The organism is Saccharopolyspora ipomoeae (assembly GCF_029952525.1).
In the GTDB taxonomy this organism is placed as follows: Bacteria; Actinomycetota; Actinomycetes; order Mycobacteriales; family Pseudonocardiaceae; genus Saccharopolyspora; species Saccharopolyspora ipomoeae.
In genome coordinates this window covers 1-22,801 of sequence record NZ_JASAOF010000038.1, presented here as the reverse complement: position 1 = coordinate 22,801, position 22,801 = coordinate 1, and the positions used below count along the sequence as shown (strand labels likewise).

Here is a 22,801-nt window from a genome sequence, read left to right as displayed (position 1 = left end):
ACGGCGGTATTCCGGGTTCTGCGAGTCGGGGTGGGGGTCTAGCAGCGCATTCGGGTCATTCGGGGGTCGAAGGCGGGGTCGTCGATGACGGTGGCGGGGTGGGGTTCGTCGAAGTAGCGGATCGTCAGGTCGGTGTCGGCGTCGGTGGGGAGCCAGGCGTAGGCGAGGCTCGCGTCGAGGGTGTGCCCGTAGGCGGCGCTCGTGGTGAAGCCGATCGGGGTGCCGTCAACCAGGACGGGTTCGGAGCCCGTGAGGACCGTGCCGTCGTCGATGCGCAGGCAGCGCAGGCGACGAGCGGGTTCGCCCTGGCGCAGGAAGGCTTCTCGACCGACGAAGGGACCCTTGTCGGGTTTCACCGCGAAGGCCAGGCCCGCTTCGGCCGGGGTGTGCTCGGTCCACATGTCGGTGCCCCAGGCGCGGTAGCCCTTCTCGATGCGCAGACCGTTGAACGCGCCCCGCCCGGCCGGGAACGCGCCGTGCTCGGCCGCCGCGAGCAGGTCCCACAGGCGGCGGCCGAAGTCGGCGGAGGTGTAGAGCTCCCACCCGAGCTCGCCGACGTAGGACAGCCGCAGCGCCACCACCGGCACCTCGCCGACGTGCAGCCGCCTGGCGCGGAACAACCCGAACGCCTCGTGCGAGACGTCGACGTCGGCCAGCGGCGCCAGCACGTCGCGGGCGCGCGGACCCCACAACCCGATGCAGCAGGTGCCGCCGGTGATGTCGCGGACCTGGGTGCCGGTCTCGGCGTTGTCCCGCAGCCACGCGATGTCGCGGGGACCGTTGCAGCCGACCTGGAAGTGGTCGCGCCCCAGCCGCGCCACGGTCACGTCGGAGCGGACGCCGCCCTCGGGCGTGAGCATCAGCGCGTAGGTCACGTACCCGGGCGGCCGGTCGATCCGGCCGGTGGTGAGCCGGTCCAGCAGCGCCTCGGCGCCGGGCCCGGTGACCTCGGCGCGGGCCAGCGGCGTCATGTCGACCATCGCGACCCGCTCCCGGAGGGCCAGGTGCTCGGCGCCGACGATCGGCGACCAGAACCGCCCCGCCCACGGCCCGGGCTCGGCGATGTCCCTGCCCTCAAGCAGGGGTTCGTTGCAGCCGTACCAGTGCGGGCGCTCCCAGCCGTTGGCCTCCAGGAACACCGCGCCGAGGTCGCGCTGCCGGTCGTGGAACGGGCTGGTCCGCAGCGGCCTCGGACGCTCGGGAGGCTGCTGCGGGTGGATGATGTCGTAGACCTCGCGGAAGCTCTGCGCGCTGCGCTGCGCCAGGTATGAGGGGCTGCGGGCGAAGTCGTCGAAGCGGCGCAGGTCGGCCTGACGCAGGTCGATCTCGGGCGTGCGCCCGGCCAGCCACTGCGCCATCGCCTTGCCGACCCCGCCCGCGTGCGTGATCCACACGGCCTCGGCGATCCAGAAGTTGTCCACTTCGGACCGACCGAGCACCGGCATCCCGTCGGCGGTGAACAGGAACAGCCCGTTCATGCCCTCGCCGATCTCGGCCTCGCGCAGCACCGGCAGCAGCCGCCGCGCCTCCTGCCACGGACCGGCGAAGTCCGCCGGGGTGAACGGGTGCACCGAGGCCATGCCCTTCCAGCCGCCGCCCTCCGGCGGGGCCTCGGTGCCGGGTGCGGCGGTGGGGGAGAGCTCGTCGGTGCTCACCGGCATCACGCGGTGCCGGTAGGAGCCGATCCCGTAGCGGTCGCGGGCCTGCCGGAAGTACATCGAGTGGTCCTGGTGCCGCAGGATCGGTTGCGCCACTTCGGTTTCGGAGCCCGGCAGCACCGGCGTGGTCACCGCGTACTGGTGGGCGAGCGGCTGCACCGGGATCGTCACCCCGGCCATCCGGCCGATCTTCGGGCCCCAGATCCCCGCGCAGCACACCACGATCTCGGCCGCGACGTCCCCGGAACCCGTTCGGACGCCGGTGATCCGGTTGTCGCGGACGTCGAACCCGGTGACCTCGACGCCGCCCTCGAAGCGCACCCCGAGTCCGCGGGCTTCGCGCATCATCGCCTCGGCCGCCCGCACCGGCTTGGCGATGCCGTCGGAGGCGACGTGCAGCCCGCCGAGCACGTACCCGGCGTCGATGGCGGGGATGCGCTCGCGCACCTGGCCGGGGTCGAGGAGTTCGGCGTCGATGCCCCACGCGGTGGCCAGGCCGAGCTTGCGGCGCAGGTCGTCCCAGCGCTCGGGCGTGGTGGCGACCTCGATGCCGCCGACCGGGTGGAAGCAGGGCTGCCCGTCGACCTCCAGCGAGGAGTACAGCGCGACGGTGTCGGCGGCGAGCCTGCTCATCGTCTCCGAGGCGTTGGTCTGGAAGACCAGCCCGGGCGCGTGGGAGCTCGACCCGCCGGTGGCCGGCAGCGGTCCCTGGTCGACCACGAGGACGTCGGTGATCCCCTGGCGCGCGAGGTGGAGGGCGGTGCTGCATCCGACGATGCCGGCACCGACGAGCAGGATGTGGGCGCTCGTGACCATGGCTGCCGCCTTGTTGCGTCTACGACAACTCTCTGCGCATACCGCAACCGTGCGCCCGCTGGTGGGGGTGCGTCAAGGGAAGTCGACCACCAATTTCGCGGGCGTGGATCTTGTTGTGCGGCAACGGGAAGCAGCGTCCCCCGTTCGTGAATTGACCGGGTCGTCCGGGGCCTCCTAGCCTGGTCTCACCTTCCGGAGTCAGGGGGAGGTCGCCGTGGGTGCAACACCCCTTCCGCAGCCGCCCGAGCGGCTCTGGCGCACCGCCGAGCCGGCCCGCCACTACGACGTGGTGATCGTCGGGTCCGGCGGGCACGGGCTGGCCACGGCCTACTACCTCGCGCGCGAGCACGGCATCCGCGACGTCGCGGTCCTGGAGCGCGGCTGGCTGGCGGGCGGGAACATGGCCCGCAACACCACGATCATCCGCTCCAACTACCTGTGGGACGCCAGCGCCGGAATCTACGAGCACGCCCTGGGGCTGTGGGAGACGCTGCCCGACGAGCTCGACTGCGAGCTGCTGCTGAGCCAGCGGGGAGTGCTCAACCTCGCCCACACCGAGCAGGAGGTGCGCGACTCGCGGCGACGCGTCTTCGCCAACCGCGCCAACGGGATCGACGCCGAGTGGGTGTCGCCGCAGCAGGTCGCCGAGATCTGCCCGATCGTCGACATCGGTTGCCGCTACCCGGTTCTCGGCGCGACCTGGCAGCCGCGCGGCGGCATCGCCAAGCACGACCTGGTCGCCTGGGCCTTCGCCCGCCGGGCCGACGAGATGGGCGTGGACCTGGTGGAGGGCTGCGAGGTCACCGGGTTCCTCACCGACGGCGACCGGGTGCGCGGCGTGCGGACCTCGCGCGGCGACATCGGCGCCGAGAAGGTCGCGCTGGCCGCGGCCGGGCGCACCAGCACCCTCACCGACACCCTCGGCCTGCGGCTGCCGCTGCAGAGCCACCCGCTGCAGGCGCTGGTGTCGGAGCTGCTGGAACCGGTGCACCCGTGCGTCGTGATGTCCAACCAGGTGCACGTCTACTGCAGCCAGGCGCACCGCGGCGAGCTCGTCATCGGCGCGGGCATCGACTCCCGCAACGGCTACTCGCAGCGCGGATCGGTGCACGTGATCGAGCGGCAGCTGGCCGCCGCGCTGGAGCTGTTCCCGATCTTCGCCCGCGCGCACGTGATCCGGACCTGGGCGGGCACCGTCGACGTCACACCGGACGCCTCGCCGATCATCGGACCGACGCCGTGGGAGGGGCTGTTCCTCAACTGCGGTTGGGGGACGGGCGGTTTCAAGGCGACGCCGGGCGTCGGGCAGGTCTTCGCCGACACCATCGCGCGCGGGCGCCCGCACCCGCTGGCCGAGCCGTACGGGCTGGAGCGGTTCGTCACCGGCGCCCTCATCGACGAGCACGGCGCGGCGGCCGTCGCGCACTGACATCGGCGGGAGGTGGCGCGATGCTGCGAATCCGGTGCCCCTGGTGCGGGGAGCGGGACGAGTCCGAGTTCCGCTACGGCGGGCAACCCGTCACCTACCCCGCCGACCCCGGCGCGCTGAGCGACGCGGAGTGGGCGGAAGTGCTGTTCGTCCGGGACAACCCGCTCGGCTGGTGGCGCGAGCGCTGGGTGCACGCCGCGGGCTGCCGCCGCTGGTTCGAACTCGACCGCGACACCGGGACCGACGAGGTGACGTGATGCGACTCGACACCGGCGGCCGCATCGACCGCACCCGAACCCTGCGCTGCACCTTCGACGGCGAACCCCTCACCGGCCACCCCGGCGACACCCTCGCCTCGGCCTTGCTGGCCCACGACCGCACCGAGGTCGCCCGCTCCACCTACCGCCACCGCCCCCGGGGAATCCTCACAGCGGACCTCACCGAACCCAACGCCCTGGTCACGGCGGACGGAGACCCCTTCACCCAAGCCACGGAGGTGGCGCTGCACGACGGCCTGGAAGCCCACAGCATCCCGGGCGTAGCCCGCCTGACGACCGCGAACTCCCCGAACTACCACCGGAAGCACGCCCACGCCGACGTCCTCATCATCGGCGCGGGCCCCACCGGCCTGGCCGCGGCCCTCGCCGCGTCCCGATCCCGCGCCAGAGTCCTCCTCGTCGAACACGGGCTCCACCTGGGCGGCGAACGCGACCTCGACTGGATCACCACCGCCCTGTCCGACCTGACCGAACACGCCCGTTTCCAGGGACTCGATCACAGGCGTTTTCCGGTGTCCGAACGCGGGAGCGATCCGGGTGGGGTTCGGATCTTGGTGGGGGCGACCGCGGTGGGGCGGTACGCGGGCGGGTACGTGCTGATCGCGCAGGGGGAGCGGATGTGGCACGTGCGAGCGGGGCAGGTCGTGCTGGCGACCGGGGCGCACGAGCGGCCGCTGGTGTTCGCGGGGAACGATCGGCCCGGGGTGATGCTGGCGTCGGCCGTGTCGACCTACCTGCGGCGGTTCGGGGTCGTTCCCGGGCGGGACGTCGTGGTGGCGACGACCTGCGACAGCGCGTACGCGACCGCGGCCGAGCTCGTCGCCGCCGGGTGCCGGGTGAAGGCGATCGTGGACAGCCGGGACGACCCGCCCCCCGCCGACGTGCCGGTGATCGCGGGCGCTGCCGTGGTCGAAACCGCCGGGCGCTGCGTGGAATCCGTGCGGTTGTCCGACGGGACGGAGATCGACTGCGATCTGCTGGCCGTCAGCGGCGGCTGGAGCCCGGTGCTGCACCTGCACGACGGCGACCGCCGGTGGGACGACGGGATCGCGGCGTTCCGGCCGGTCGACGGCCTGGTCGCCGGGGCCGCCAACGGCACGTTCGACCTGCCCGGCTGCATCGCCGAAGGTCTCGAAACCGGTGCCCGGGCGGTGGGGACGTCCCCGCCGCCGACGCCGGACCTGCCTCCCGAGCCGATCCGCCCGCCCCGCCCGGTGTGGCTGGCACCCGGTGATGACACCGAGCAGTTCGTGGACTTCCAGCGCGACGCCACCGTCGCCGACATCCGCCGGGCCGTCCGGGCCGGGCTGCGCTCCGTCGAGCACATCAAGCGCTACACGACGATCGGCGTCGGCAGCGACCAGGGCAAGACCTCCTGGGTCAACGCCACCGCCATCATCGCCGAAGAGCTCGGCACCACCCCGGGTGAGGTCGGCACACCGACCTTCCGCCCGCCCTACGTGCCGGTGCCGTTCGCGATGATGGCCGGGCGCGAGCGCGGCGACCTCCACGACCCGATCCGCACCACCCCGATGCACTCCTGGCACGTGGCCCACGACGCGGTCTTCGAGGACGTCGGCCAGTGGCGCCGCGCCCGCTACTACCCGCGCGACGGCGAGGACATGGCCGCCGCCGTGCACCGCGAATGCCTCGCCGCGCGCACCGGTGTCGCGATGCAGGACGTCAGCACGCTCGGCCGCATCGAGGTCGTCGGCCCGGACGCGCCCGAGCTCCTCAACCGCGTCTACACCGGCGGGTTCGCGCGGCTGCCGGTCGGCAAGGGCCGCTACGGGATCATGTGCACCACCGACGGCATGGTCTTCGACGACGGCGTCGCGCTGCGCCTGGCCGACGACCGCTACCTGCTGAGCACCACCACCGGCGGAGCCGAGAAGGTCCTGGACTGGCTGGAGCAGTGGCTGCAGACCGAGTGGACCGACCTGGAGGTGTGCTGCACCTCGGTCACCGAGCAGTGGGCTGCGGTGGCCGTCACCGGCCCCGACTCCGGCCGGGTCGTCGCGCGCCTGGCACCGGAACTGGGCGAGCTCGGATTCCTGGAGTTCCGAGACGTGGTGCTGCACAACGGGATTCCGGCCCGCATCGCCCGCATCTCGTTCTCCGGTGAGCTGGCTCACGAGATCAACGTCCCGTCCTGGTACGGCTTGGCCCTGTGGGAGGACGTCGGGGTCACGCCCTACGGCACCGAGGCGATGCACGTGCTGCGCGCCGAGAAGGGCTACGTCATCGTCGGCCAGGACACCGACGGCACCGTCACCCCGCTTGACCTGGGCATGCCGGTCTCGCAGCGCAAGGACTTCCTCGGCAAGCGCTCCCTGAGCCGCGCCGACACGGCCCGCGCGGACCGGCCGCAGCTCGTCGGCCTGCTCACCGAGGACCCCGACGAGCTGCTGCCCGAAGGCGCCGGCCTGGCGGGCGGGCTCGGGCACGTCACGTCCAGCTATCGCAGCCCGATCCTCGGCCGCAGCATCGCGCTGGCCCTGGTGCGTTCCGGTCGCGACCGCCTCGGCGAGCGCCTCGCCGTGCCGCTGGGGGACCGCGAGGTGCCGGTGCGGGTGCACGCGCCGGTGTTCTACGACCCGGAGGGAGCCCGCCGTGACGGTCCTGGTTGACCTGCGCCGCAGCCCGCTGCACGACCGCGCCGCCGAACTCGCCGACGTCGTCGTCGAGGAGCCGTTCCTGCCGCAGCTCGACGTCCGCACCCGCGCCGGAACCGCCTTCGGCCTGCGCCTGCCGGAACCAGGCGGGGTGACCGGCGACGAGCACCGGGCGGCGCTGGGCCTGGGGCCGGACGAGTTCCTGCTCGTCGGCGTCACCGGCACCGAGCCCGGGCACCTCGGCGTCGTCGACGTCTCGGCGGCCCGCACCGCCCTGCGGCTGCGCGACCGCGAGGTCCTGGAGACCCTCTGCTCGCTCGACCTGGACGACTTCGTCCCGGGCCGCTGCGCGCAGGCGCCGCTCGCCCGGGTCCCGGTGATCCTCTGGCGCCTCGACGACGCCTGCCGAATCCTCGTCCGCAACTCCTTCGCGGGCCACGTCGCCTCGGCGTTGCTCGACGCTCGCCAAGTGACCTCGGGTGTTGCACAATGAGGAACAGAATTTCCCGCCCCGACCGGATGATCGCGGAATAGGTCCGGCGAGCCGATAGGGTCAGGCCCGTGGCTAGTGCGTCTGAATCACGCGGAAGCAGCTCGGGAGCCCTCGTGCAATCGGTCGACCGGGCGGTGACCGTGCTGGAACTGCTGGCCCGCAACGGCGAGGTCGGCATCACCGAGATCGCCGGCGAGCTGGGCGTGCACAAGTCCACCGCCTCCCGTCTGGTCAGCGTCCTGGAATCGCGCGGTCTCGTCGAGCAGCTCGGCGAGCGCGGCAAGTACGCCATCGGCTTCGGGATCGTCCGGCTGGCCGGTGCCGCCACCGAGCGCCTCGACCTCTCGCGCATCGGCCAGTCCTACTGCGACTCGCTGGCCACCGAGCTCGGCGAGACCGTCAACATCGCCATCCGCGACTACGACGTGGCGATCAACATCAGCCAGGCGCGCGGCACCGCCTCGGTCACCGCGCACAACTGGGTCGGCCAGCGCACCCCGCTGCACGCTACCTCCAGCGGCAAGGTGCTGCTCTCCCACGCTCCCCGCGAGGACCAGGACCGCATCCTGGCCCGCAAGCTGGAGCAGTACACCGAGCAGACCGTCATCGCCGCCCGCCAGCAGCGCAAGGACTTCGAGTTCATCGTCCGCGACGGCTACGCCACCAGCTACGAGGAGTTCGAGATCGGCCTGAACGCCGCCGCCGTCGCCGTCTACGACCACGAGGGCAACGTCGTCGCCGCGCTGAGCGCCTCCGGCCCCACCTACCGCTTCACCCGCAAGCGCGTGCGCGAGGCCGTCGGCTACCTGCGGGACGCCGCTGCCGACCTGTCCGCGCAGCTCGGGTTCATGCCGTCAGTCGCGGGTGAGTGACAGCTCCTCCAGGTCGAGCTGGTGCATGACCCGGCGCAGCACCTCGTCGTCGATCCGCCGGTTGTCGCGGAACTGCACGAACACCGCGCGCTCGGCGGCGAGCATCTCGCCGCGCAACCGCTGGTAGGCGGCGGTCGGGCTCTCGCCCAGCTCCGCGTCGGAACGCCCCAGCCGCTCCCACGCGCGGTTGGCGCGCTGCTGCGCGGCCTGCCGCAGCTGGTCGGCCACGTCCCCGGGCGGTTCGGCGTCGGCGGTGAGCTCGTCGAGCCGCTGCTGGGAGGCGCGGGCGGCGTTGTGCCGGGCCTCCGCCTCGGCCAGGGCGTCGGTGTAGTCCTCGCCGCCGACCACGCCGAGCCGCTCGATCAACCTGCGCAGCGTGGTGCCGTGCAGCAGCAGCGTCGCCAGCGTGACGAAGAAGGTCAGGAACAGCACTTCGTCGCGGTGCGGGAACGGCTGCCCGGACAGGGTGACGGTGGGGATCGCCGAGGCCGCGGCCAGCGACACCACCCCACGCATCCCGGCCCAGGACACGACCAGCTTGTAGCGCCAGTCCGGGCGCTTGCCGCGCAGCCACTCCGGCAGGTACATCGCGCCGAACACCCACACCACCCGGGCCAGCACCACCGCGGCCGTCAGCGCGCAGCCGGCCGCCAGCAGCGGCCCGAGACCCGTGGTCACCCCGGACACGACGCTGCTGAGCTGCAGCCCGATCAGCGCGAACACCACGGCCTCCAGCAGCGTGTCCGCCGCGCCCCACACGGCCTTGTCCTGCACCCGCGTCGCCGCGCTGCGGGCGGGGGCGCGGTGCCCGAGGTAGAGCCCGGCGACCACCACCGCCAGCACACCGGAGGTGTGGACCTCCTCGGCGACGAAGTAGGCGAAGAACGGCACGATCAACCCGACCGCGCTGTCGAGCATGTCGTCGCGCAGCATCGGCTTGACCCGGTTGATCACCCAGCCGATCACGAACCCGATCACCGTGCCGCCGACCGCGGCGAGCAGGAACATCCCGATGCCGGTGAGCAGCGAGACGCCGGTGCCGATGGTGGCGGCCACCGCCACCCGGTAGGCGGTCAGCGCGGAGGCGTCGTTGACCAGGCTCTCCCCGCTGAGCACCGTCATCAGCCTGCGCGGCAGCCCCACGCGCCGGCCGATGGAGGTCGCCGCGACCGCGTCCGGCGGGGCGATCACCGCGCCCAGCACCAGCGCCGCGCTCAGCGGCAGCCCCGGAACCAGCCACCAGGCGACCAGCCCCGCGACGACGGTGGTGAACAGCACCAGGCCGACCGCCAGCAGCCCGATCGGCCGCAGGTTCGCCTTGATCCCCACCGTCGAGCTGTGCAGCGCCGCCGAGTACAGCAGTGGTGGCAGGATCAGCAGCAGGATCACGTCGGGGTCGATCGCGTAGTCCGGCACGCCCGGGATCGCCGAGACCGCCAGGCCGACGACGACCAGCACCAGCGGTGCCGACACGCCGAGGCGGCGCGACACGGCGGTGACGGCCAGCGCTCCGGCGAGCAGGGCCATCAGCGCGGGCAGCTCGTGCATGCTCACTCCCGTCGGGACATGCTGGGCGGCAGGAGAGAAGGGACCTGACGATGTCGGATCGTTGCGCACACCTGACCGCGGCCGCCACCCAGCGGCCTCAGCCCAGCAGCGTAGACGGGTGCGAGGACTGCCTGGCCGCGAACGAGCGGGTCTGGGCGCACCTGCGGATCTGCACCGACTGCGGGCACGTCGGCTGCTGCGACTCCAGTCCGAACCGCCACGCCACGGCCCACCACGAGCGGACCCGCCACCCGGTCGTCCGCTCCTTCGAACCCGGCGAGTCCTGGATGTGGTGCTACACCGACGAGCAGCTCGCGTCCTGAGGTGGTGGGGAAGTTTTCATGAAAACTTCCCCGTCCCAGGTCAGCTCCGGTTGGTGTGCTCGTCGAGGGCGTTGAGCGCCGAGGTCTTGGTCTCCTGGTCGACCGACTCCGATTCCGGCGGGGCCACCGGCTCCAGGTCCGGGCGCGTCGGGTCCCGCTGCTCGGAGACGCGGTGCTCGGAGACCGGGTGGAAGCGGGGTTGCGACGGCGGGGCCGGCGGCATCGGCCTGCGCGGACGCGGCGGCGGTTCGCTGGCGATGATGTAGAAGACCTGCAGCAGCAGCACGATGATCCCCACGATCAGCGCGGTCGCGGCCAGGTAGAGGGCGTTGCGGTCACCGTTGAACCACCACAGCGCGCCCGCGACGCCGCAGGCGATTCCGGCGACGATCGCCAGCAGGTGGAAGAGCAGGTGGACGGGATAACCCCGCACGGCCGACACCTCCCCGGGTGCAACGCGGCGTGGGAAAGGGCTTTGCGTGAACACGCGTGCCGGTCGCGGCGGGTTGCCTCCGGTGTGCGACGCGGCGCGGGACCGATGGTAGACCGGCCGGGCGTCGACATGCCCGATCAACGATCGTTCGGAGCAGGCGGAATCGATCCGAGACGACCCCGTTTTCACCCGTTGGGGCGATGGGTGCGCGACGCGCGCGGCGTTCACGGCGACCCCGCCCTACCGTGGAATCAACGGGCCTGGGAGTCGACAGGCCACAGTGGATCCGCGCGCATCGGACGGATCGATCTCAACGCGACAACCCGGCCGGGGTACCGGGTGGCGTCGTGCGATCAACAGGTGAGCGCGGGCCGGCTACGTTTTCGGGGGTGTTGCCGGTGCTGAATTCATTGACCGGGTTCGCGATGGCGGCGAGCATCGGCATCGGGATGGTGCTGATCTTCTCGATCGTGATGTCGTGGGTGGAGCGGGGGATGCTCGGCTCCGGCACGACGCGCCGCGGCAAGCACCGCGATCGCCGCAGTCTCGCCCACGCCTACCGCAGGCATCGCGCCGCGCTGATGGCCCGGGGGACCTCGCTGCCGGCCGTGGCCGCCGTCGTCGAGACCGCGCGCAGCCCTCGGGGCCGCGTCGTCTCCGCCGGTGGTCCGGGCGCGATGCGCAGGCCGGGAGCCCGGCACTCCTCGTTCGACCGGCCTACAGGACCTCGAAATCGGCGAAGTCGAATCCCGGCGACACCACGCACGTGACCAGCGATTCCACCGTGGCGGCGGCCGAGCCGCACTGCCAGGTGCCGGCCGGGATGACCGCCTGCGGCGTCTGACCCGCGCCCGCGCCCAGCACGATCTGCTCCGGGTGCTCGGACGGGCTCGCGCCGGTACCGCCCAGGTGCAGGGTCAGCGGGCCGCCGCGGTGCCACAGCCACACCTCGTCGGAGGTCACCACGTGCCACGCCGAGCGCTGGCCGGGCGGGAGCAGGAAGTAGATCGCGGTCGCGGTCGGGCGGGTGCCGTTGGTGGTCTCGACCTCGACCGAGCTCGCCCAGGTCCTCCGGTACCAGCCGCCCTCGGGGTGCGGCAGCAGGTCGAACTCCTCGGCGGTGCGGCTGCGCGACTCCAGCGAGAGGTAGTTGCCCTTGACGTCGCGGCGCGCGTAGCGGATGCCGATCACGGCCGAGCGCTCCAGCGGGCCGTAGACGTGCGGGAACAGCGCGTCGTCGGCGACCCCCGGCGGCGGTGCCGGATCGGCGGCCTCCCAGCGCACCGGAGCGGACAGCTTCGCCGGGTCCAGCTCGATGGCGACCATCGGTTCCTCGACGTCGCCGTAGAGGTCGTTGGCCACGGCCAGCGTCGTGGGCACGTCGGGGGAGCAGTGCACGAAGCCCTGCGACTGCAGGCTCGCGGCGGTGATGGGCTGGTCCCGGTCGCGGTGGAGGGCGCTCAGGGGCAGCAGGTGCAGCAGGCTCGATCCGGTCACGCGCCCCAGTGTCTCCCGCGACGGGGGAGAACGCGATCTTCTGCGTAGGATTTCCGGCGTCCGATCACGCCGGATCCCAGGAGGACGCCATGCGCATCGCGGTGCTCGACGACTACCAGGACGTCGCCCGGAGCTACGCCGACTGGGGTTCGCTGGACGTCGAGGTCTTCACCGAGCACGTCGCCGACGTCGACGAGCTGGTGGCGCGGCTGGAGCCGTTCGAGGTGATCGCGGCGATGCGCGAGCGCACCCCGTTCCCGCGCTCCGTGCTGTCCCGGCTGCCGAACCTGAAGCTGCTGGTCACCACGGGGATGCGGAACGCCTCGATCGACCTGGAGGCGGCGCGCGAGCTGGGCGTGGTGGTGTCCGGGACCGGCAGCGGCCAGGGCCGGGGCGCGACCTCGGAGCTGGCGTGGGGGCTGATCCTGGCGGTGCTGCGCGACATCCCCGGCCAGGACCGGCGGATCCGGGAGGGCGGCTGGCAGACCGGGGTCGGCGTGGAGCTGGGCGGCAGGACCCTCGGCGTGCTCGGGCTCGGGCGGCTGGGCTCGCAGGTCGCCGCCGTCGGGCGGGCCTTCGGCATGGACGTGATCGCCTGGAGCCGGAACCTCACCGAGCAGCGCGCCGCCGAGGGAGGGGCCCGGCTGGTCGGCAAGGACGAGCTGTTCGCGACGGCCGACGTGCTCAGCGTTCACCTCGTGCTCGGCGAGCGGACCCGGGGTCTGGTGGGCGAGGCGGAGCTGGCGCTGATGAAGCCCACCGCGTACCTGATCAACACCTCGCGCGGGCCGATCGTCGACGAGGCCGCGCTGCGGGCGGCGCTGCACGAGGGGCGGATCGCCGGTGCGGGCATCGACGTCTTCGGCGCCGAGCCGCTGCCGGCCGACGACCCGTGGCGCACGACCCCGCGCACGGTGCTGACCCCGCACATCGGCTACGTCACCGATGACACCTACCAGGCGTTCTTCACCGAGACGGTGGAGGACGTCCGGGCGTACGCGGCCGGTTCGCCGATCCGGGTGCTCAACGCGGGCTGATCGGAGGCGAACCCTCCGGAACCCGTCGCCGGATCTCCCTTGACTGCAGACGAGACGGACATCACAGTCATACCAACCGGTCGGTCGGACGTGACAAAGGAGTCTGTCGATGACTGCTGCACATGAGCCACCCAGAACCCCAGGTGAGTCGAGAACCCCGAGGAAGCTGCTCGGCGCCGCGCTGATCGCGAGCTCGATCGAGTGGTACGACTTCTTCATCTACGCCACGGCGGCGGCGCTGGTGTTCGGGACCCTGTTCTTCCCCGACGCCTCACCGCTGGTCGGCGTGCTGCTGTCCTTCGCGACGTTCTGGGCCGGGTTCATCGCCCGCCCCATCGGCGGTCTGTTCTTCGGGCACCTCGGTGACAAGATCGGCCGCAAGCCCGCCGTCGTGACCTGCCTGATCCTGATGGGCTCGGCGACGTTCCTGATCGGCGTGCTGCCCGGCGCGGGCACCATCGGCGTCGCGGCCCCGATCCTGCTGGTGACGCTGCGATTCCTGCAGGGCATCGCGGTCGGCGGCCAGTGGGGCGGCATCGTGCTGCTGCTGACCGAGAACAGCGCCAGGGGGAAGCGCGGCATGGCCGGCACCTTCGGTCAGATGGGCGTGCCGTTCGGCGTCATCTTCGGCAACGTCGCGTTCCTCGGCGTGGGCGCGCTGATGAGCCAGGAGGCGTTCCTCTCGTGGGGATGGCGGCTGCCGTTCCTGTTCAGCGCGGTGCTCGCGCCGGTGGTGCTCTACATCCAGCTCAAGATCGAGGACACCCCGGTGTTCCAGGAGTTGCAGGAGAAGCAGGAGAAGGAGGTCGTCAAGGCGCCGCTGGTGGAGGTGCTGCGCGACCACAAGCGCAGCGTCCTGCTGGGCGCCGGACTGCTGTTCGCCACCAACACGTTCTTCTACATCGGCATCTCCGGGCTGCTCGACTACGGCACCCGGGAGCTCGGCCTGCCGCGCCAGCAGCTGCTCGGCGTCACGCTGCTGACCTCGCTGGTCGGCATCTTCGTGATCTTCTTCTCCGGCACCTGGTCCGACAGGCTGGGACGTCGCCCGATGATCCTCATCGGTGCCGGGATGCTGGCGCTGTGGTCGTTCCCGTTCTTCTGGCTGATCGACACCGCGTCGATCTGGATGATCGCGCTGGCCGGGTGCGTCGGCAGCGTCGGCCAGAGCATGACCTACGGCCCGCTCGCCGCCTACCTCAGCGAGCTCTTCCACCCCAGGGTCCGCTACTCCGGAGCCTCACTGGCCTACCAGCTGGCGGCGATCCTCGTCAGCGGCGGAACCCCGTTCATCATGACGGCCCTCCTGGCCGCGACGGGCACCTCGGCCGCGGTCTCGGTCTTCCTCCTCGCCATGTCCCTCTGCACCTTCGCCGCGGCCTACTTCCTCCGCGAAACCCACACCAAACAACCCACCCCAACAACCCCCACCCCCGCCGAAGCCTGACCCTCCCGGGGGACCCCCGATCGAAAACCCCGGTTTTCGTGCGTCGAAAACCGCAACATTCGTCGCGAGAAAACCGGGGTTTTCGATCGGGTGAACGGGATCAGACGTCCTGGGCGAGGGTTTTGACCTGTTCGATGAGCTTGGCCCGGCCCGGGGCGTCCTGGGCGAAGGGGGTCACGTTGAGGGTGGTGACGCCCGCTTCCTTCATCGCCGCCAAGCGCTCCTTGACGTGGGACTCGGTGCCGATGAGGGAGATCTTCTCCAGGAGGTCGCGCGGGACCGCCGCGGCGGCCTCGTCCTTCTTGCCGTCGAGGTAGAGGTTCTGGATCTCCTCCGCCTCGGCCTCGTAGCCGTAGCGGCGGGCGAGGTTGTTGTAGAAGTTCTTGCCCTTGGCGCCCATGCCTCCGACGTAGAGGGCGACCATCGGGCGCACGAAGTCGACCAGGTCCTCCAGCCCCTCGCCGATCGCCAGCGGGGCCTGGGCGACCACGTCCAGCGGCGGCAGCGAGGCGTCGCGCTTGGCCTTGCCCGCGGCCAGCGGCTCGCCCCACACGTCACCGGCGCGCTCCGGCAGGAAGAAGATCGGCTCCCAGCCCTCGGCGATCTCGGCGACCATCTCGACGTTCTTCGGGCCGATCGCGGCGATCAGGATCGGGATCCGCTCGCGCACCGGGTGGTTGATCAGCTTCAGCGGCTTGCCCAGGCCGGTGCCCTGCTCGGCGGGCAGCGGGATGTTGTAGTGCTTGCCGCTGTGCTCGACCTTCTCGCGGCGCCACACCTGACGGCAGATGTCGACGATCTCCCGGGTCCGGCCCAGCGGCGCGTGGTACGGGACGCCGTGGAAGCCCTCGATGACCTGCGGTCCCGAGGCGCCGATGCCGAGGGTGAACCGGCCGTCGGAGACGAAGTCCAGGCCCGCGGCGGTCATCGCGGTCAGCGTGGGCGTGCGGGTGTAGATCTGCAGGATGCCGGAGGCGATCTCCAGGCGTTCGGTCTTGGCGGCGATGAAGCCCATCTGGCTGACCGCGTCGAAGGAGTAGGCCTCCGGGACGTAGACGATGTCCAGCCCGGCCTTCTCGTAGGTCGCCAGGTCGTCGACGGTTTCCTTGAAGCCTCCGCTGTAGTTCAGCGGCATCCCGATGCGCATCGGCCGATCCTTCCGGGGTCCGGCGGCGGCGGGTCGCGGCGACACCGCCGAGGTCTGAAGCGACGTTACCGCCGAGTACGCCCCGACGGGGAGTGCAACGGCACGCCTGGGGCGTGTGATGCACCTCGCAATGCAATCGGGCGATTTGGTCGTACGACGTTCACCGTGCTCATCTTGTTAGTCATGTCGTCAATAGAGGCTGTGACCCCGTCATGAGGCTCGCCATGCTCGACATCGGTTCCGCGGCGGCCCGGTTGGACATCGTCGACCTCGCCAGCCCGCGCATGCCGCGCGCGACCTGGAGCGTCAAGTCCCGCACCCGCCTCGCCGAGCACACCCTCGCCGACGGCCGGGTGACCGAGGAGGGCTTCGCCGACGCCGAGCGCGCGGTCCGGCGCTGCGTCGACGCCGCGGCCGACAAGTCCGTCGAGGCGCTGATCGCCTACGGGACCTCGGCGGTGCGCGATGCCAGCAACGGCGCGCGACTGCGCAAGCACCTCGGCCGGGCCGCCGGGGTGCGCATCGGCGTGCTCACCCCGCGCGACGAGGCCGCCGTGGCCTACCACGCGGCACGCCGCTGGCACGGGCACGACGACGAGCCGATGACCACCGTCGACATCGGCGGCGGCACCGTCGACGTCGCCACCGGGACCGGCATCGACCCCCGACGCGTCGTCTCGCTCCCGCACGGGGCGGCCCGGTTGACCCGCCAGTTCCTGCCCGACGACCCGCCGACCCCGCGCCAGCTCGACGCGCTGCGCCAGGAGCTGGCCGAGACGATCCCGCCCGCGCTGCGCCGCGTCGAGACCGGCTACCCGCTGGCGCTGTCGAAGGTGCTGCGGCAGCTGGCGGTGCTCACCGAGAGCGAGCCGGGCGCGATCGCCCGCCGCCCGCACCGGCTGCGGCGGGACCGGCTCGCCGACTGGATCCCCCGGCTCGCCGAGCTCGATCACCAGCAGCGCGCGACGCTGCCCGGCGTCTCCCGCAGCCGCGGCAAGCGCATCCTCGCCGGCGCGATCGTCGCCGAGGTGCTCATGGAGTCCCTGGGACTGCCCGAGCTGGAGATCTGCCCGTGGGGCCTGCGCCAGGGCCTGGTCTACCGGTTCCTGGAGGCCCGCACCCGCACGCGCGCGGAGGCGCTCGACCTGGTGGGCACCCTGTTCGACTGACCCCGGCGCGCGATCGGCGGTAGCGTCGGAGGGGAGATCGACTAGGGAGGCGCCGTGGCACTGCTGTTGCACATCTTGATCACGATGGTGGCGGTGTGGATCACCACCGCGCTGCCGGGCATCGAGCTCTCCGGCGAGGACACCACCGCGAAGGTCCTGACGCTGCTGGCCGTCTCGGTGATCTTCGGCCTGGTCAACCTGGTGCTCAAGCCGATCGCCAAGACGCTGGGCTGCCTGCTCTACGTGCTCACGCTGGGGCTGTTCGGACTGGTCGTCAACGGCCTGCTGTTCTGGCTCACGAGTTACCTGGCGGGAGAGCTCGACCTGCCGTTCCACGTCGACGGCTTCTGGGCCGCCTTCTGGGGCGCGCTGATCGTGTCCATCGTCAGCAGCGCGCTGGCCGGCATCGTCCGCCGCGTCGCCCAGCCGCAGGAGGGCTGAGTGCGGGTCGCGCTGCGGTCCTTCGCCGCGCTGGTCGACGACGACGAGGTCGCCGAATTCCTCGGCGTGGCGGGGTTGTCCGGCGAGCCGCCGGAGCACGGCGAGGAGGTGGCGCGCAGCCTGGCGCGCGCCTCCGTCTTCGGCCTCGCCGAGGTGAAGGTGCCGGGCGAGACCGAGCTGCGCGCGCTGGTCGCCGTCGGCGACGGCGGGGGCGTCCGGGTGCGGGTGCTCGGCGAGGAGGTCACCACCGAGGTCGTCCGCCCGGACGCGCCGTGGCCGGCGCTGGTCGCCTGCCTGCCGAAGCGGGAGCCGTCGGAGGGCTGCGAGGTCACCGTCCCGACCCGCGAGCTCGCCGAGGCCCGCGCCGACGCGACGGACCGCGACGAGGGCGCGGACTGGCTGGCCTACGAGCTCACGCAGCGCGAGGTCCCCGCCGACGACGCCCGCGCGGTCGCCGACCTGCTGGCGCGCGGCGACGACACCGAGGCCCGGCTCGCGGTCGCCTACCGCGACGAGGACGGCGGGTTCCACCGCTGGCGGCACGAGATCGAGATCCGCCACTCGCCCACGGGCCGCTCGGCGGTCATCCCGGAGTCGCCGGACGACACCTTCACCATGATCGCCCCGGCGGACACCTACCTCCTGGGCAAGACGCTGCAGGAATACCTGGAGGACCTCACCGGCTAAGGGGCTGGTGGCATGCGGCGGAGCCGCATTCTCTTCCACCAGCTAAGACACCTGCACCGGCGCGGGTTCTGAGCGCCTTCGTGGTGAGTACGCCGGGACGCCTCGTATTGGCATACTCAAGGAGCGGCGCACGGAGTCCACGGAGGCGCTCAGGTTCCGCCACCCGCACCGCCACGCAAGGTGATTCCTCAACAGTTCTCAGTCCAAGCGGGTGGCGATGTCCTTGCCGATGAGCAGGGACGCGGTCGCGGCCGGGGAAGGTGCGTTGAGGACGTGGACCCAGTGCTCGTCCTCGACCACCAGGAAGTCGTCGACCAGCGTTCCCTCCGGAGTGACGGCCTGGGCGCGGACCCCGGCCTCGGAACGCAGCAGGTCGTGGCCGCGCAGGTCGGGCAGCAGGGTGCGGGCGGCGCGCAGGAAGAGCGGTTTGAGCGCGGAGCGGGCGATCTCGGTCGCCCCGGTGCGCCAGTACTTCTTGGCCAGCACCCGCAGACCCGGGTCGGTGACCAGGCGCTTCAGGTGCTCCGGCGAGACCGCGCCCCAGCGGTAGCCCTCGCGGGACAGCGCGGGCACGGCGTTGGGGCCGACGTGCAGGCTGCCGTCGATCATGCGGGTCAGGTGCACGCCCAGGAACGGGAACGCCGGGTCCGGCACCGGGTAGACCAGCGAGTTGACCAGGTCCCGGCTGAAGGACGTGGTCTCGTAGTACTCGCCGCGGAAGGGCAGGATCCGCGCGGGTGGCGTGGTCCCGGCGAGCTCGGCGACGGCGTCGCTGTGCAGGCCCGCGCAGTTGACCGCTCGCCGGCTGCGGATCTCGCCGCGGTCGGTCAGCAGCACCAGCTCGCCGCCGTCGCGGCGGACCCCCTGGAGCTCGGTCGCCGGGCGCAGCTCCACGCCGCGCTCGGCCAGCAGCTCGGCGAGCTTCTCGCTGACGGCGGCGAAGTCGGTGATGCCCGCGTCGGGCACGTGCAGCGCCCGCACCCCGCGCACGTTCGGTTCGCGCTCGCGCAGGCCGATCAGGTCCAGCTCGCCGACCGCGACGCCGTTGGCGCGGCCGCGCCGTTCGAGCTCGGCGAGCCTGGGCAGTTGATCGATCGACGTGGCGACCACCACTTTCCCGGTGCGCCGCACCGGGATTCCGTGATCGGTGCAGAACCGGTACATGGCTTCGCCACCGGCGCGCGCGAACCGGGCCTTGGCGCTGCCCGGCGGGTAGTAGAGTCCACTGTGGATCACTCCGGAGTTGTGCCCGGTCTGGTGCGCGCCCCAGTGACGTTCCTTGTCCAGCACCGTGATTCGGCGGCCGGGTTGCTGCTCGACGAGCGCGTGGGCCGTGGCCAGCCCCACGATGCCGCCGCCGATGATCGTCACGTCGTTGGTCATGGGGTCATCCTCCGCGCCCGGATGCGCCGTTTCCACGACCTCGCGCATGCGGGCCGGAAATGTCCGAAAGCTCCGGGCGGTCCGGTGCGGGGCGCGCTGGCGGGGAAAACGTTCATAAATTCCCAAGATCACCCTGTGCTAGGGTTCTTTCATCCTGTCGGGCGAGCGAAGTTCGCCGCTGACGGTGGTATCGGCTTGGTCACGAGCGGTGAGTTTCGGACTCGTGTGCCGCATGCTGATACCGAGATTCCGCGCCGCATCCCGGTCGCGGAGCCCTGCTGAGTTGAGTCGCGATTCCGGCCCACGCGCGGAAGAGGCGACCGGTTCGACGGTTACGAGGCGCTGTGACGCGGAGCAGTTCGGGTAGTGAGCACAAGACGATCCGGGCCCGCCTGACGCGCGTCGGGCTGGTCCCGAGCATCATCCTGCTGGGCATCTGGCTGGCGTTCTCCGCGGTGCCGGTGTACCAGGGCGTCCACAGCCGGATGGTGGCCACCGAGGCCCGCGACGCGTCGGTCCCCTCCGCCGAGTCGTTCACCGCCATCCAGCAGGAACGCCGGCTGTCCATCGAGAAGCTGACCGGTGCCGGGGCGGATGCCGCGACGATGACGGCCAGGCGGGTCCAGACCGACCGCCGCGTCGAGGGCTCCTGGGCCGGTCTGCAGGCGCTGGCCGACGCAGCCGGACCCGAGGTCGCCGCCAAGCTCCAGTCCCTCGAAGCCCAAGCCGCCCAGCTGCCCAAGATGCGGCAGCGCATCGATTCCGGCCAGGTCTCGCGCACCGAGGTCCTGGACTTCTACGACCGGATCCTCGACACCGGCTTCGACCTCTTCGAGAGCTACGCGCACGGCCTCGCCGACGGCGGCCAGGCCGGGCACGCCGGCTCCGAGCTGCTGCGCGCCGCCGACCAGATGTCGCGCGCGACATCGCTGGGCACCGGCGCGCTGGCGGCGGGCGAGTTCACCCAGGACGAGCACCTGGAGTTCGCCCAGCTCGTCGGCGCCGCCCGCAACGTGCTGGACTCCGAGCTGCCGGTCGCCGAACCGCGGCCCGCCGAACTCGGCAGGAAGCTGGAGGACGACCCGCTCTGGGCGCAGGTCTCCGAGCTGCAGGACCAGCTCATCGAGCACCCGCCGGAGCGGCCGGGGCGGTTCGGCATCGACCAGGCGACCTGGCGGCAGTCCTCGGGTCAGGTCACCGACCAGCTCGCGACGATCGGCATCGAGCAGGTCCGCGCCAGCGCCCAGTCCGGCGTGAGCTCCGCGACCGGCGGTCTCGTCGGCGTCATCGTCGGCAGCGTCGTCGCGCTGCTGGCGATGCTGCTGGGCATCCTGCTGGCCGCCCGCAACGCCCGGGTGCTGATCAACCGGGTGCTCATCAGCCGCCTGGAGCGGCTGCGCGACGACACGCTGCTGCTGGCCACCGAGCGGCTGCCCAACGTCATGGAACGCCTGGAGCACGGCGAGGACCTCGACATCGAGGCCGAGCTGACGCCGCTGGACTACGGCACCGACGAGATCGGGCAGGTCGCCGACGCGTTCAACACCGCCCACCACACCGCCGTCGTCGCCGCGGTCAAGGAGAACCAGGCCAAGGAGGGAGCCAACAAGGTCTTCCTCGGCATCGCCCACCGCAACCAGGGCCTGGTGCACCGCCAGCTCAAGACCCTGGACAAGATGGAGCGCGGCGAGGAGCACCCGGAGCGGCTGGAGGGCCTGTTCCAGCTCGACCACCTCGCCACCCGGTCCCGCCGCAACGCCGAGAACCTGATCATCCTGGCGGGCGAGAAGCCGGGCAGGCAGTGGCGCAAACCGGTGCGCCTGATCGACGTGATCCGCTCCGCGGTCGCCGAGACCGAGCACTACTACCGGATCCGGGTGCACCCCGCCCCGGAGCTCTCGCTGGTCGGCGCGGCGGTGGGGGACGTGATCCACCTGCTGGCCGAGCTGATGGACAACGCCACCTCGTACTCGCCGCCCCGCTCGCAGGTCCAGGTCCACGCCAGCGACACGCCGCGCGGCGTGCTGATCCAGATCGAGGACGAGGGCCTGGGCATGCGGCCCGCCGACCGCGACGAGGCCAACGTGCTCATGGCCACCACGCCGCGGTTCGAGGACATCACCCGCCGCGGCGACTCCCGCCTGGGGCTGTTCGTGGTGGCCCGCCTGGCCGCGCGCCGGGGCATCGAGGTCGACCTCCGCGAGGCCGAGGAGCGGGGCACGGTCGCGTTCGTGCTGCTGCCCCCGCACATCGTCGCCGAGGAAGCGGCCCAGGGGGACAAGCAGAGCATGTCGCAGCTGGCCGAGAAGGCTCGCGAGCGCGCCACCGAGCGGTCCGTGGTCCGCGAGGCCCGCACCGCGCCGGTGAGCCCGATCGAGGAGCCCGTGGCCGAGTTCGAACCGCGCTTCCCGTCGGACGACCCCGACGAGGAACGACCTCGGCTGCCGCGCCGCGACCGCCAGCAGAACCTGGCACCGCAGTTGCGCAACGAGCCGGAGGGAGGCGTCGCGCAGGACACTGCGGCGCTCCAGCCGGAGCGGACTCGTGGCACCATGTCGGCGTTCCAACGCGGAACCCTGGATGCGCGCCGGGCCGGCGGCCGCGACCGAGCTTGACCCGACGATTCGAGGAGCAGCGCAGCAATGAGCGAACAGATCGGTTCCGACGATGACCTGAACTGGTTGTTGGACGACCTGGTCAACCGGGTCGTGGGAGCGCGCGACGGCGTGGTGCTCTCCGGTGACGGGCTGCTGCTGGCACGGTCCGCGGGACTGACCCCCGGCGACGCCGACCACCTGGCGGCGATGGCGTCCGCGCTGCAGAGCCTGGCCAAGGAGACCGGCAGGCACTTCGGCGGCGGCGGTGTCCGGCAGACCGTCGTGGAGCTGGACACGGCTTTCCTGTTCGTCACCGCGGCCGGTGCCGGCGCCTGCATGGCGCTGCTCGGCGACGAGAACGCCGACGTGGGCATGATCGCCTACGAGATGAACCTGATGGTGATCCGAGTCGGCGAGTACCTGAGCTCGGCCCCGAGGGTGGATGCCGTGGCGCAGCTGCGCCAGCAGTGAAGGCGTCGCCATGTCTGAAGACGGCCAGCTCTGGCTGGACGAGGAGTCCGGGCCGCTGGTGCGACCGTACGCGATGGTGCACGGTCGCACCCGCCCGGCGCGGCCCGAACTCGACGTCGCCACGCAGCTCCTGACGTCGTGGAGCGGCGCCGACCGCAGCGGGATCTCCGTGGAGCACGAGGAGATCCTGCGGTTGTGCGTGCGCCCGATGTCCATCGCCGAGGTCGCCGCGCACCTGGACACGCCCATCGTGGTGGCCAAGGTGCTGGTGTCGGACCTCATCGACCGCGGCGACCTCGTCACGGACAAGGCCTCCCGCCAGGCCCAACGCCCCAACCGCCAACTCCTGGAAGCGGTCCTGGAAGGCGTCCGCCGTCTGTAGCGGGCCCTCCCGCGCCCATCCCCGGGGTGGGGAGGTTTTCATGAAAACTGTCACCACTCCTTCCCGCTCGTGTCTCCG

The 22,801-nt window shown here is 71.8% G+C and carries 21 protein-coding genes; 15 read left to right on the top strand and 6 right to left on the bottom strand.

What is annotated here, in order from left to right; translation table 11 throughout:
* Nucleotides 1-38: 38 nt before the first annotated feature.
* Nucleotides 39-2,474, bottom strand: a complete 2,436-nt coding sequence (locus QFW96_RS29780) for a GcvT family protein (protein ID WP_281459081.1) — start codon at nt 2,472-2,474, stop codon at nt 39-41.
* Nucleotides 2,475-2,688: 214 nt separating this feature from the next.
* Here QFW96_RS29780 and QFW96_RS29775 point away from each other — a divergent pair, with 214 nt between their 5' ends.
* The 5 genes from QFW96_RS29775 (at nt 2,689) to QFW96_RS29755 (ending at nt 8,161) form a co-directional block, all read left to right on the top strand.
* Nucleotides 2,689-3,903: a sarcosine oxidase subunit beta family protein gene (locus QFW96_RS29775; RefSeq protein WP_281459080.1), complete on the top strand. Its 1,215-nt coding sequence runs from the start codon at nt 2,689-2,691 to the stop codon at nt 3,901-3,903.
* A 20-nt stretch (nt 3,904-3,923) separates the two neighbouring features.
* On the top strand, nt 3,924-4,160 hold the full coding sequence (locus tag QFW96_RS29770) for a sarcosine oxidase subunit delta (protein WP_281459079.1): 237 nt from the start codon (nt 3,924-3,926) through the stop codon (nt 4,158-4,160).
* Nucleotides 4,160-6,811: a 2Fe-2S iron-sulfur cluster-binding protein gene (locus tag QFW96_RS29765; RefSeq protein WP_281459078.1), complete on the top strand. Its 2,652-nt coding sequence runs from the start codon at nt 4,160-4,162 to the stop codon at nt 6,809-6,811. The genes QFW96_RS29770 and QFW96_RS29765 overlap by 1 nt, the downstream gene beginning before the upstream one ends.
* Nucleotides 6,795-7,289, top strand: coding sequence for a sarcosine oxidase subunit gamma (locus QFW96_RS29760; RefSeq protein ID WP_281459077.1), 495 nt, complete (start codon nt 6,795-6,797; stop codon nt 7,287-7,289). The genes QFW96_RS29765 and QFW96_RS29760 overlap by 17 nt, the downstream gene beginning before the upstream one ends.
* A 113-nt stretch (nt 7,290-7,402) precedes the next feature.
* Complete coding sequence (locus QFW96_RS29755) at nt 7,403-8,161, top strand: IclR family transcriptional regulator (RefSeq protein WP_281459076.1); 759 nt, start codon at nt 7,403-7,405, stop codon at nt 8,159-8,161.
* Here QFW96_RS29755 and QFW96_RS29750 read toward each other — a convergent pair.
* Nucleotides 8,144-9,709 carry a Na+/H+ antiporter gene (locus QFW96_RS29750; protein WP_281459075.1) on the bottom strand — a complete coding sequence of 522 codons (1,566 nt, stop codon included), beginning with the start codon at nt 9,707-9,709 and terminating at the stop codon, nt 8,144-8,146. The genes QFW96_RS29755 and QFW96_RS29750 overlap by 18 nt on opposite strands.
* Nucleotides 9,710-9,759: 50 nt before the next feature.
* Between QFW96_RS29750 and QFW96_RS29745 the strand changes: the two genes are divergently transcribed.
* Nucleotides 9,760-10,032 (top strand): UBP-type zinc finger domain-containing protein, encoded by a 273-nt coding sequence (locus tag QFW96_RS29745; protein ID WP_281459074.1) that lies wholly within the window; start codon nt 9,760-9,762, stop codon nt 10,030-10,032.
* 40 nt (nt 10,033-10,072) lie between these two features.
* Here the strand turns inward: QFW96_RS29745 and QFW96_RS29740 are convergent, their stop codons facing one another.
* Nucleotides 10,073-10,465, bottom strand: a complete 393-nt coding sequence (locus tag QFW96_RS29740; RefSeq protein ID WP_281459073.1) for a hypothetical protein — start codon at nt 10,463-10,465, stop codon at nt 10,073-10,075.
* A gap of 398 nt (nt 10,466-10,863) precedes the next feature.
* Between QFW96_RS29740 and QFW96_RS29735 the strand changes: the two genes are divergently transcribed.
* Complete coding sequence (locus QFW96_RS29735) at nt 10,864-11,235, top strand: hypothetical protein (RefSeq protein ID WP_281459072.1); 372 nt, start codon at nt 10,864-10,866, stop codon at nt 11,233-11,235.
* Here the strand turns inward: QFW96_RS29735 and QFW96_RS29730 are convergent.
* Nucleotides 11,183-11,962: a cupin domain-containing protein gene (locus QFW96_RS29730; RefSeq protein ID WP_281459071.1), complete on the bottom strand. Its 780-nt coding sequence runs from the start codon at nt 11,960-11,962 to the stop codon at nt 11,183-11,185. The two genes, QFW96_RS29735 and QFW96_RS29730, sit on opposite strands and share 53 nt — an antisense overlap.
* Before the next feature lie 89 nt (nt 11,963-12,051).
* On the opposite strand from QFW96_RS29730, the gene QFW96_RS29725 reads away from it, so the two are divergent.
* Nucleotides 12,052-12,999 (top strand): D-2-hydroxyacid dehydrogenase family protein, encoded by a 948-nt coding sequence (locus QFW96_RS29725; RefSeq protein ID WP_281459070.1) that lies wholly within the window; start codon nt 12,052-12,054, stop codon nt 12,997-12,999.
* Nucleotides 13,000-13,108: 109 nt separating this feature from the next.
* Nucleotides 13,109-14,446 (top strand): MFS transporter, encoded by a 1,338-nt coding sequence (locus QFW96_RS29720; RefSeq protein ID WP_281459069.1) that lies wholly within the window; start codon nt 13,109-13,111, stop codon nt 14,444-14,446.
* A gap of 100 nt (nt 14,447-14,546) precedes the next feature.
* Here the strand turns inward: QFW96_RS29720 and QFW96_RS29715 are convergent, their stop codons facing one another.
* Nucleotides 14,547-15,593, bottom strand: a complete 1,047-nt coding sequence (locus QFW96_RS29715) for an LLM class F420-dependent oxidoreductase (RefSeq protein WP_281459068.1) — start codon at nt 15,591-15,593, stop codon at nt 14,547-14,549.
* A gap of 224 nt (nt 15,594-15,817) precedes the next feature.
* Between QFW96_RS29715 and QFW96_RS29710 the strand changes: the two genes are divergently transcribed.
* The 3 genes from QFW96_RS29710 to QFW96_RS29700 are packed head-to-tail and all read left to right on the top strand — an operon-like array spanning nt 15,818 to nt 17,890.
* Nucleotides 15,818-16,762, top strand: a complete 945-nt coding sequence (locus QFW96_RS29710; RefSeq protein ID WP_281459067.1) for a Ppx/GppA phosphatase family protein — start codon at nt 15,818-15,820, stop codon at nt 16,760-16,762.
* A 54-nt stretch (nt 16,763-16,816) separates the two neighbouring features.
* Nucleotides 16,817-17,203 (top strand): phage holin family protein, encoded by a 387-nt coding sequence (locus tag QFW96_RS29705; protein WP_281459066.1) that lies wholly within the window; start codon nt 16,817-16,819, stop codon nt 17,201-17,203.
* Nucleotides 17,204-17,890 carry an ESX secretion-associated protein EspG gene (locus tag QFW96_RS29700; protein WP_281459065.1) on the top strand — a complete coding sequence of 229 codons (687 nt, stop codon included), beginning with the start codon at nt 17,204-17,206 and terminating at the stop codon, nt 17,888-17,890. It begins immediately after the preceding gene.
* A gap of 198 nt (nt 17,891-18,088) precedes the next feature.
* Here the strand turns inward: QFW96_RS29700 and lhgO are convergent, their stop codons facing one another.
* Entirely contained in the window at nt 18,089-19,273 is a 1,185-nt protein-coding gene (gene lhgO, locus QFW96_RS29695) for an L-2-hydroxyglutarate oxidase (protein WP_281459064.1), read from the bottom strand.
* 344 nt (nt 19,274-19,617) lie between these two features.
* Between lhgO and QFW96_RS29690 the strand changes: the two genes are divergently transcribed.
* Genes QFW96_RS29690 through QFW96_RS29680 form a run of 3 tightly spaced genes read left to right on the top strand, consistent with a single transcriptional unit; the run spans nt 19,618 to nt 22,723 of the window.
* Nucleotides 19,618-21,888, top strand: coding sequence for a sensor histidine kinase (locus QFW96_RS29690; protein WP_281459063.1), 2,271 nt, complete (start codon nt 19,618-19,620; stop codon nt 21,886-21,888).
* A gap of 27 nt (nt 21,889-21,915) precedes the next feature.
* Nucleotides 21,916-22,341 (top strand): roadblock/LC7 domain-containing protein, encoded by a 426-nt coding sequence (locus tag QFW96_RS29685; RefSeq protein ID WP_093412961.1) that lies wholly within the window; start codon nt 21,916-21,918, stop codon nt 22,339-22,341.
* Between the two features lie 10 nt (nt 22,342-22,351).
* Nucleotides 22,352-22,723: a DUF742 domain-containing protein gene (locus QFW96_RS29680; protein ID WP_132679533.1), complete on the top strand. Its 372-nt coding sequence runs from the start codon at nt 22,352-22,354 to the stop codon at nt 22,721-22,723.
* Nucleotides 22,724-22,801 lie beyond the last annotated feature (78 nt).

Excerpts from the sequence above, each read along its gene's own strand:
- QFW96_RS29720 (WP_281459069.1), top strand. The coding sequence starts at position 13,109 with ATGACTGCTGCACATGAGCCACCCAGAACCCCAGGTGAGTCGAGAACC.
- QFW96_RS29780 (WP_281459081.1), bottom strand. The coding sequence starts at position 2,474 with ATGGTCACGAGCGCCCACATCCTGCTCGTCGGTGCCGGCATCGTCGGA.
- QFW96_RS29765 (WP_281459078.1), top strand. The coding sequence starts at position 4,160 with ATGCGACTCGACACCGGCGGCCGCATCGACCGCACCCGAACCCTGCGC.
- QFW96_RS29750 (WP_281459075.1), bottom strand. The coding sequence starts at position 9,709 with ATGCACGAGCTGCCCGCGCTGATGGCCCTGCTCGCCGGAGCGCTGGCC.
- lhgO (WP_281459064.1), bottom strand. The coding sequence starts at position 19,273 with ATGACCAACGACGTGACGATCATCGGCGGCGGCATCGTGGGGCTGGCC.
- QFW96_RS29685 (WP_093412961.1), top strand. The coding sequence starts at position 21,916 with ATGAGCGAACAGATCGGTTCCGACGATGACCTGAACTGGTTGTTGGAC.
- QFW96_RS29715 (WP_281459068.1), bottom strand. The coding sequence starts at position 15,593 with ATGCGCATCGGGATGCCGCTGAACTACAGCGGAGGCTTCAAGGAAACC.
- QFW96_RS29770 (WP_281459079.1), top strand. The coding sequence starts at position 3,924 with ATGCTGCGAATCCGGTGCCCCTGGTGCGGGGAGCGGGACGAGTCCGAG.
- QFW96_RS29745 (WP_281459074.1), top strand. The coding sequence starts at position 9,760 with ATGTCGGATCGTTGCGCACACCTGACCGCGGCCGCCACCCAGCGGCCT.
- QFW96_RS29725 (WP_281459070.1), top strand. The coding sequence starts at position 12,052 with ATGCGCATCGCGGTGCTCGACGACTACCAGGACGTCGCCCGGAGCTAC.
- QFW96_RS29680 (WP_132679533.1), top strand. The coding sequence starts at position 22,352 with ATGTCTGAAGACGGCCAGCTCTGGCTGGACGAGGAGTCCGGGCCGCTG.
- QFW96_RS29710 (WP_281459067.1), top strand. The coding sequence starts at position 15,818 with ATGCTCGACATCGGTTCCGCGGCGGCCCGGTTGGACATCGTCGACCTC.